The 8,750-nt window shown below is 45.0% G+C and carries 9 protein-coding genes; all 9 read right to left on the reverse strand.

The annotated features are described in order from the left end of the window. Nucleotides 1-843, reverse strand: a complete 843-nt coding sequence (locus ABID29_RS09285) for a DegV family protein (protein ID WP_354365879.1) — start codon at nt 841-843, stop codon at nt 1-3. 11 nt (nt 844-854) lie between these two features. Beyond that, nucleotides 855-1,229 carry a DUF1149 family protein gene (locus ABID29_RS09290; protein WP_354365880.1) on the reverse strand — a complete coding sequence of 125 codons (375 nt, stop codon included), beginning with the start codon at nt 1,227-1,229 and terminating at the stop codon, nt 855-857. A gap of 173 nt (nt 1,230-1,402) precedes the next feature. Next, entirely contained in the window at nt 1,403-3,316 is a 1,914-nt protein-coding gene (locus ABID29_RS09295; RefSeq protein ID WP_354365881.1) for a PTS fructose transporter subunit IIABC, read from the reverse strand. Then, complete coding sequence (gene pfkB, locus ABID29_RS09300; RefSeq protein ID WP_354365882.1) at nt 3,313-4,224, reverse strand: 1-phosphofructokinase; 912 nt, start codon at nt 4,222-4,224, stop codon at nt 3,313-3,315. The genes ABID29_RS09295 and pfkB overlap by 4 nt, the downstream gene beginning before the upstream one ends. Continuing rightward, nucleotides 4,221-4,982, reverse strand: a complete 762-nt coding sequence (locus tag ABID29_RS09305) for a DeoR/GlpR family DNA-binding transcription regulator (protein ID WP_354365883.1) — start codon at nt 4,980-4,982, stop codon at nt 4,221-4,223. The genes pfkB and ABID29_RS09305 overlap by 4 nt, the downstream gene beginning before the upstream one ends. Nucleotides 4,983-5,258: 276 nt before the next feature. After that, nucleotides 5,259-6,005: a class I SAM-dependent methyltransferase gene (locus tag ABID29_RS09310; protein ID WP_354365887.1), complete on the reverse strand. Its 747-nt coding sequence runs from the start codon at nt 6,003-6,005 to the stop codon at nt 5,259-5,261. A gap of 96 nt (nt 6,006-6,101) precedes the next feature. Continuing rightward, nucleotides 6,102-6,623, reverse strand: a complete 522-nt coding sequence (pyrR, locus tag ABID29_RS09315; RefSeq protein ID WP_354365884.1) for a bifunctional pyr operon transcriptional regulator/uracil phosphoribosyltransferase PyrR — start codon at nt 6,621-6,623, stop codon at nt 6,102-6,104. Between the two features lie 379 nt (nt 6,624-7,002). Further along, nucleotides 7,003-7,620, reverse strand: a complete 618-nt coding sequence (locus tag ABID29_RS09320) for a Pr6Pr family membrane protein (protein ID WP_354365885.1) — start codon at nt 7,618-7,620, stop codon at nt 7,003-7,005. A gap of 2 nt (nt 7,621-7,622) precedes the next feature. Further along, nucleotides 7,623-7,958, reverse strand: a complete 336-nt coding sequence (locus ABID29_RS09325; RefSeq protein WP_354365886.1) for a zinc ribbon domain-containing protein YjdM — start codon at nt 7,956-7,958, stop codon at nt 7,623-7,625. Between the last annotated feature and the right edge of the window lie 792 nt (nt 7,959-8,750).

Consider the following 8,750-nt stretch of genomic DNA (forward strand, 5'->3'; position numbering starts at 1 on the left):
TTACACAATCGGGGTATAGCCAATAGCGACTGCACCTTCTCCCAAATGGGTCGCAATCACACTATTGAGCGGCGAAATCTGAGTAGTCTTACCTAGCACGGTCAATAATTCTTGCAAGTGCTGCGCTTTTTCAAGGGCATTGGTATGAAGGATATAAACTTCATAGTCACCACCACCCGTATTCTCTTGTAGAATCTCAACCAAGCGCTTCACTGCCTTTTTCTCCGTGCGAACCTTCTCATATACCGTGATGACCCCTTCATCATTAAAATAGAGAATAGGCTTGATGGACAAAAGCGTCCCAAGAATAGCAGAACCATTAGACAGACGCCCCCCCTTAACCAAGTGTTTGAGATCATCTACCATAATAAAGGCCGTCGTCTGCTCGATCATCTGTTGCAACTTATCTAAAATCGTTTCAAAGTCAAGACATGCCTCAACCCAGTTTAATGTATTACGCGCCATGACACCTAAAGGCGTCGCAGTAATCTTAGTATCTGGGAAAGCAATGGTCAGGTCACTGTGTTCTTCTATCAAATATTGGATATTTTGGAAAAAACCCGAAATCCCACTAGAGAGAAACAGACCAATCACATGTGTGTAACCCTGCTCTGGCAAGGCAGATAAGATGCCATCCAATTCTGCGACGCTTGGTTGGCTGGTCGTTGGCAAATCAGGACTAGCCGCCATTTTGGCATAAAAGTCCTCCGTAGTCAGGTTAACCCCTTCTACATAGGTCTCCCCTTGAATAGTAATGGGAATATCTAGGACAAATAATCCCTCACGTTGCCTCAACTCAGCAGGCAAAAAAGCTGAGTTGTCAGTAATTACAGCTACTTTCATAAATACTCTCTCTAAAACTCTAAGTTAATACCTGGTGCGTCAAAGGCAATTTCGGTCACTTCATAAGTCAAACGTCTCAGCATATCCAGCACCGGCGCCGAAATTTCTTGAATTTCTTCCTGACTATAGTCACCCGGCTGGTCTACCACTCGACCAATCACCTCATTTTCCTGTGAAATGCCACCAGAAACCACAAAATCCTTGAAGACCACCATAAAGCGCACAACTGCTACCAAATGCGTCGAGTGGGCCTCATAGTCTTGTTTTAACAAATGAAAATTCACCTCGACTTTGGTCTTTGGAACCCCATTTTTTTGTTCCCATTCAGCATTTCGCGCATCAAAATGGTACTGGTTGACAATTTCCTGCTTGCGTTTGATTTCCATCTTCTCCACCTCTTGTGCATTTAAACTCTTACCATTATACCATACAAGGTCATCATTTTTCTACCGTTAAAATCATCAAAAGCTCTCAAGGCATAAACTTCTATAAATTATCAGGATGATAAAGCAAAAGTAGCAAACTTGCTAGGTTAAGTTCACTACTCTTGTCTGATTATTTAATTTGTTTTACGAAGTGCGCCGTAGAGGACACCTGAGACCACCGCACCGATTAAGATGAAGGCAATGTAGAGGATCGGGTTGCTGGTCAATGCAATCACGAAGATACCGCCGTGTGGCGCCATGAGCTTGATACCAGCCAAACCAACCAAGGCACCCGCAAGAGCAGAGCCTGCGATAAAGCTTGGAATCGCACGACCTGGGTCAGCTGCACCAAACGGAATCGCTCCCTCAGTAATGAAGGATAGACCCATAACGATGTTGGTCAGACCAGAGTTACGCTCTTCTGCTGTAAATTTGTTTTTGTAAAGAAGGGTTGAGACAAAGATGGCAAGTGGTGGTACCATACCGCCAGCCATAACCGCCGCCATAGCGACAGAACCACCGTTAGCCACAGTCGCTGCCAATGTCCCTGTACCAAAGACATAGGCCGCCTTGTTGATTGGACCACCCATGTCAACAGCCATCATGCCACCAAGGACCAGGCCAAGCAGAACTGCAGAACTACCTTCAAGACCAGCAAGGAAGTTGTTCATCCAAGTATTGATGCCTGACATCGGGATATTGATGAAGAGCATGGCAAATCCTGTCAAGAGAATGCCCAAGAGTGGGTAAAGAAGGATAGACTTGATCCCTTCCATAGATTTTGGTAGAACAGACAAGGCTTTTTTGAGGAAGTTTACAATCATACCAGCTGCAAAACCACCAACAAGTGCACCTAAGAAACCTGACGGAGTCCCTTCAAGGTTATTCCACGCCGCACCACTAGAAGCAATGGCACCTGCCACGAAACCAGCAGCCATACCTGGTTTTTCAGCGATAGAGTAAGCGATGTAACCAGCTAAGATTGGCAACATGAAGCCAAAGGCTGCACCACCGATTTTCATAAAGATAGCTGCCAATGGGTTATATGACCCTAAGCTACCAAGGCTGTCTTGTGGCACACCCAGAGCGCCGTCGATCAAGAAGGCCAAGGCGATGATGATACCACCACCGATAACGAATGGTAGCATTTGCGACACACCGCTCATGAGGTGTTTGTAGAAGGCACCACCCAAGCTAGTTGGGCTTGCAGTTGCTTGCGCTTGTGAACCGTTAGCTGCCACATACTTGTCAGCCTTGCCATCAAGGATGATATTGATGAGTTCTTGTGTTTTCTTGATACCGTCAGCGACTGGACGTTGCACCAATGGTTTACCGTTGAAACGATCCATCTCAACAGCCTTGTCTGCTGCGATGATGACACCTTTAGCTTTAGCGATATCTTCAGCGGTCAAACGGCTGCCGACACCTGATGCACCGTTGGTTTCAACCTTGATGCCAACACCCATTTCAGCTGCCGTCTTTTTGAGCGCTTCTTCTGCCATGTAAGTGTGGGCGATCCCTGTTGTACAAGCTGTCACTGCAACAATGAAGTCTTGGTTGGTAGCTGGTGCAGCAACCACTTCTTCCACCTTATCTGCTGCTTCGGCGTCAAAGACCGCAATGACCTCATCAGCTGTTTTTGCACCACGCAGTTTAGCTGCAAAACCATCTTTCAAGAGGTATTGAGACAGTTCAGCAAGAGCTGACAGGTGCGTATCGTTAGCGCCTTCTGGCGCTGCAATCATGAAGAAGAGGTCCGTTGGCTGACCGTCGAGTGAGGCGTAGTCCACACCGTTGGCTGACTTGGCAAAGAGAACTGCTGCATCACGTACCGCAATGTTCTTGCTATGTGGCATAGCGATACCGTCACCCAGACCAGTGGTCATTTGAGCTTCACGGTTCATGATACCAGCTTTGAACGTGTCAAAATCGCTGACAACATCTTTAGCGACCAAGGTCGAAATCATTTCGTCAATAGCTGCTTCTTTCGTGGTTGCTTGCAAGTCAAGCAACATGAGTTCTTTTTTCAGTAAATCCTGGATTTTCATCGGATTTCTACCTCCACTTGTTGATATAATTGGTTGATAAAGTCACTGTCTGCCAAATCGTCTGAGAAGGCAGTTGCGGTGCCGCAGGCCACGCCCCATTTGAGGGCTTCGATTGGGTCACCTGTTCGGACAAGGCTTCCGGTAAAGCCGGCCACCATCGAGTCGCCTGCTCCGACAGAGTTTTTCACCTGACCCTTGATCGGCTTGGCAAAGTAGGTCTCCTCTGGGGTAATGAAGAGGGCTCCGTCACCAGCCATGGACACGATGACATTTTTAGCGCCCTTGTCCAAAATCTGACGGCCGTAGTAGGCCACATCGTCTAAGCTGTTCAACTCGACGCCAAAGATAGCTTCCAACTCATGGTTATTAGGCTTAACCAAGAGCGGCTCATAGGCGAGACTGTCCAGCAAGGTCTGGCCTTCAAAGTCACAGACCACCTCCGCACCCCTTTCCTTAACTAGAGGAATCAGACGATTGTAAATCTGATTGCCCAGGTTAGCAGGCGCTGAGCCAGCAAAAACCACCACATCATCAGCTGTCAACTGTTCCAAGAGGTCCAACAATTCCTGGACCTTGGCCTCTGAAATATAGGGGCCGGTCCCATTGATCTCCGTTTCTTGATCCGCTTTGATCTTGACGTTGATCCGGGTATCCTCTTCCACCCTCACAAAAGTCGTTGCAATCCCTTCTTCACGTAGAACGTCCTCAATAAAGGCTCCTGTAAACCCACCGATGTAGCCCGTGGCTATGTTGGCAATGTTTAAACGCTGTAAAATACGGCTAACATTGATTCCCTTACCACCAGCATATTTGTCATCACTGGTCATTCGATTGACAGCGCCAGCCTCGACATGGTCAAGCCTAACGATAAAATCAATCGAAGGATTCAACGTGACTGTATAAATCATACTTCTATCACCCTCGTTTTCTTTTTTAGTTCTTGGAGAATGGCCTGATCATCCTGATTGGTAATCAGAGTCACCTTACCGACCTCTGCCACTTTGACAAAGGCATATTGGCCAAGCTTGGAAGCATCTATTAACACAAAGGTCTCCTTGGCATTTGCAATAATGGTCTGCTTGATCAGAGCCTCTTCCGGGTCTGGAGTTGTCAGGTAATCCTTGTCCACACCATTCATGCCGATAAAGGCCTTGTCAAAGTTAAGACTCTTTATCTGCTCTAAGGCAAAGCTACCGATACTAGCATCGGTGCGCTCTTTGACTAGCCCACCGATAATGATGGTCCGAAAGCCATTTTCGACCAGAACAGCCGCATGATGAATCGAATTTGTCACGACAGTGACTTCTCTCAACTCCTGCTTGATCAGTTCTTCGATCAAAAGACCTGTCGTGGTCCCAGCATCAATAAAGAAAACATCTGTCGCCTCAATCAAGTTCTCTGCTCTTTGGGCAATTTTCTGCTTTTCTTGAATGTTTTTGACAGATTTCTCTAGATTGCTAAGTTCACGTCCTAGAGGTAGAAGACTCTCTGCTCCACCATGAACACGCCGAAGCTTCCCCGCCTGCTCCAATTCGTCCAAGTCCCTACGAACTGTGGACTCTGAGGTCTCTAGCAAACTGACCAAAGCCTCCAGACTGACGACCTGATCAACTGCAATCTTCTCCAAAATAAGTTGCTTGCGTTCCGATTTGAGAATCTTTACCACCTCCTGAAATCGATTACAAGCACTATTATACCAAAAACACTGGAAATGTCAATCGTTTTTGAGCAAAATCTTTCAAAAAGCATCAAAACCAATCATTGCTTTGACACACTTGCCGAAACCATTTCTCAATATACCTCCAAACAAAAAAGCTGAGAAAACGATCTCAACTTCCTCTTCATATCCTTTTCAGTCTTTCATAGCGAGCCAGAAAGCGACTTGACAGTTTACTGCTTTATAGGTTTCCCTGCCTGCATAGGCCAGTAGCTACTTTAAACGTCACTTCTTAGAAATCTCCCCATAGTGAAACTTTTGATTGGGACGAACATGACGCTTGAAGCCCAAGCACTCAAAAGTCTGATCTCGAAAATGCCCCTTGAAAATAATTTTTTCGCTAGCCACTCGTTTAGCTTCAGCCAGGAGTTCTTCCGTCAGGGGACAAAAATTCGCAAAAGTAGCTAAGGTCTTGAGGTTCTCAGATTCTGGAATGCTCTCAGAGAACATAGGATCAAAGTAAATGACGTCAAAAGCATTGCTTTCCTGTGCCTGCAAATAAGTCAAACTCTCCGTATGAAGAACCTGTAACCGAGACACCGCCTCCGCTAATCGCTCATTAGCATAGCCCCCCTTTTCCAAACCGTACCGCACAAGGGTATAAGTCAACCATTGGGATTCCAAAGCGATGACTTGGTGGCCTCCACCAGCCAAAACCAGACTATCTGTTGCTAGACCCATGGTACAGTCCAGCACTCTCTTGGGAGATTGACCGACCAACTCCAGCAAGGGATCATGTTGGGCCTTCAGTCTCAGAACCGCTGTATCAGGGTGGAAGAAGAACCTCTGCCCCTTCCTATCCTGATAGACCAGGCGATCTTTATAGAGGATCAGCGCCCCATCTTTCTCACCGATCAACTTCTCAAGCCCATATTTTTCTCTAGCAAGATAGGGCAGCACTAGCCGCTCAGCCAAGGCCTGAGCCTCAGCCAGCTTCTCTTCATCCAGCTTAAAACTCGTCGTGACAATAATGTCCTTTTTCACTCGCTTAACCCTTTCTGAAACCTAGAAAAGCAAGCCCACATTGACTTGCTCCAAACGAAATAAATGAGAGGATCCCTTTGCGACCTAGTCTGCCGTCAAGAGGTAAACAGCGTCCTCCCCATCAACTTCAGCTACCTTGACCACAATTTCTTCCGAACGGCTGGTTGGGATATTTTTCCCAACGTAGTCAGGCCGAATCGGCAATTCCCTGTGACCACGATCTACTAAAACTGCCAAACTCACACGTGCCGGGCGACCAAGACTAACCAGATTATCAATGGCTGCACGAATCGTCCGTCCAGTGTAGAGCACGTCATCTATCAAAATCACATCACGATCATTAATGTCAGTCGCTACTTCAGTCGTGTCTTCTTCTACCTTAAAATCATCCCGAAAAGGCTTGGTATCAAGAGCAGCCAAAGGCACCTCAATCCCTTCTAATTCAAACAACCTAGCTTGAATTCTTTGGGCCAAATGCACCCCACGGCTCTTGATCCCAGCCAGAACCAGCTGATTTAAATTTTTATTGCGCTCGATGATCTCATAGGTAATCCGAGTGAGGGCGCGTTGCATGGTCATGTCATCAATAATCTCTTTTTCTTTCATAACTTTCCTCTCTCACAGCCTTTCTCAATAGATAGACCTGTACTTTCTCTGTAAAGACATTATAACAAATCGCCTTCTTTTTGCAAGTTCTAATCTGAAAATCACACGGCATATATGGAAAAGTGTTGCCTGCAAACAAACTTTCTCCTCACAAATATGTCGGGTAAAAAATAGATTAATAATCAATAATAGCCTAGGCAACGAAACTGACGATAGAACTGGAGTTTTCGCAGCGAGTTGATAACAACTGGCTTTGATTTTCAAAGAATATGACCTTGGGATGGCAATACTTCTGTTAAGTTCTAAAACACCATTCTGTTCTTCGTAAGTTCTACCGACTTAAAAACCTTGCCTGATAAATTTCTAGCAAGGTCTTAGATTATTTCCGTTTGATTTGCTTAATCCCATAAAGCAAGTATCCGCTAAGGATATAGACCAAGCAAATGATTGCAATCATGCGGCCAACATAAGGCCAACCGTACTTGGTCACATTGACAAAAAAGTAAGGGAAGGGACTATCCTTGGCATCTGGGATAGGAATCTTGGTGACAAGCCCATTAAATAAGGCAAAAATACAGTAAACCAAGGGTGTCACGGCCCAAAGAATCGGGTCGTAAGCTCTATACTGCCTTTGCCGATCAACCACCAAAGTGTCCAAAAACATGAGCGCAGGCACCAGATAATGGCAGAGAATATTCTCCAACCGCCAAAAGTTATCAGCAATCGGCGCCAATAAAATATGGTAAATCACCAGAGTAATCATGATGGCCATGGTCACTCCAGCCTTCAAGCGCAAAACCTTATTCGAAGCCCAGACTGACTCTGGCTGTGTTAGCATCAAATAGACCAGGTAAAGCATAAACCCCAGAACCAAAGCATTTGAAAGCACTGTATAATACATAAACATATGACCACCATACTTAGCAACCTCTAGGTAAACCCCTAAAAAAGCTAACATGATGAGCAAAATACGATAAAAAAGTAGTCCTTTTTTCATAGCTAGATTTTTTTCACGAATTCTGACTTGAGCTTCATAGCACCAAAACCATCGATCTTGCAGTCGATATTGTGGTCACCTTCAACCAAGCGGATATTCTTAATGCGGGTTCCCTGCTTGATATCCCTGGGCATACCCTTGACCTTCAGATCCTTGATGACTGTCACAGTATCACCATCCTGCAAAAGCGTGCCATTACTATCTTTGACCGTCAAGCCTGCTTCTTCAGTCACTTCCTGAGGATCCCACTCGTAGGCACATTCTGGACAGACCAACAAAGTACCGTCTTCGTAGGTATAGGGCGATTGGCATTGCGGACAATTTGGTAAAGTTTTCATTTTTTCACTCCTTTTCATTAACCTGATTAGTATAGCAAAAAGTTATTATTTTAGCAATGCTCTATGACAACTTTCATTTCTAAAAAACATGGAAAGAGCTCTAAATCATGAAAAAACCTTCTAGCACTCCTCCTGTCTCAAGGTTCATCTGAAACGTTAATTTACGAACGAGTTGCCGTTGATGTCGCTCAACTGCAACAATAACCGTAACTTTTTTGATACAACCACGTCAGCGTTATCACCAACTTCAAATAGTCCGCCTCACGACTACGTGACTTTGCATAGTTAAAAAGTGACTTTTATCGCACTTCTTAAGCTATTTTTGGATTCAAAAGAGAACAAAGATAACATTCAGTTGATGGATTGCCAGTAGAGAAGCTAAGCAATGGTGCACAGAGACGGCAAAACCGATACACTCCGCAGTGTTTACGCTTCATTTCTAGGAAATCAGCTTCGACAGACTAAATCCAAACTGTCTAACACTCCCCCTGAGTCATCGTAAATTTTCTAAAATAGCCGCAAGAGATTGACCTTATGGCAAACCCTTGAAATTTGGATAGTACTTAAGGCGTTTGATACCAGTCCATACGTGCTTCACTTATGGATATGAACGATTATAAAAAGCTATCTCCCTAAGTGCTATTGAAGAAAAAATGGCAATTCCAATACCACAAACCTTTCCAGGAAACTTACTAAAGAGGCTGGGCAAAAACTAGTTTCAGAATAGACAAAAACGAGCATTTCCGCAGTTGGAGATGCTCGTTTTCTCATGTCATGGTTTATAATTATAAT

It is taken from the genome of Streptococcus rupicaprae (assembly GCF_040545225.1).
Taxonomy (GTDB): Bacteria; Bacillota; Bacilli; order Lactobacillales; family Streptococcaceae; genus Streptococcus; species Streptococcus rupicaprae.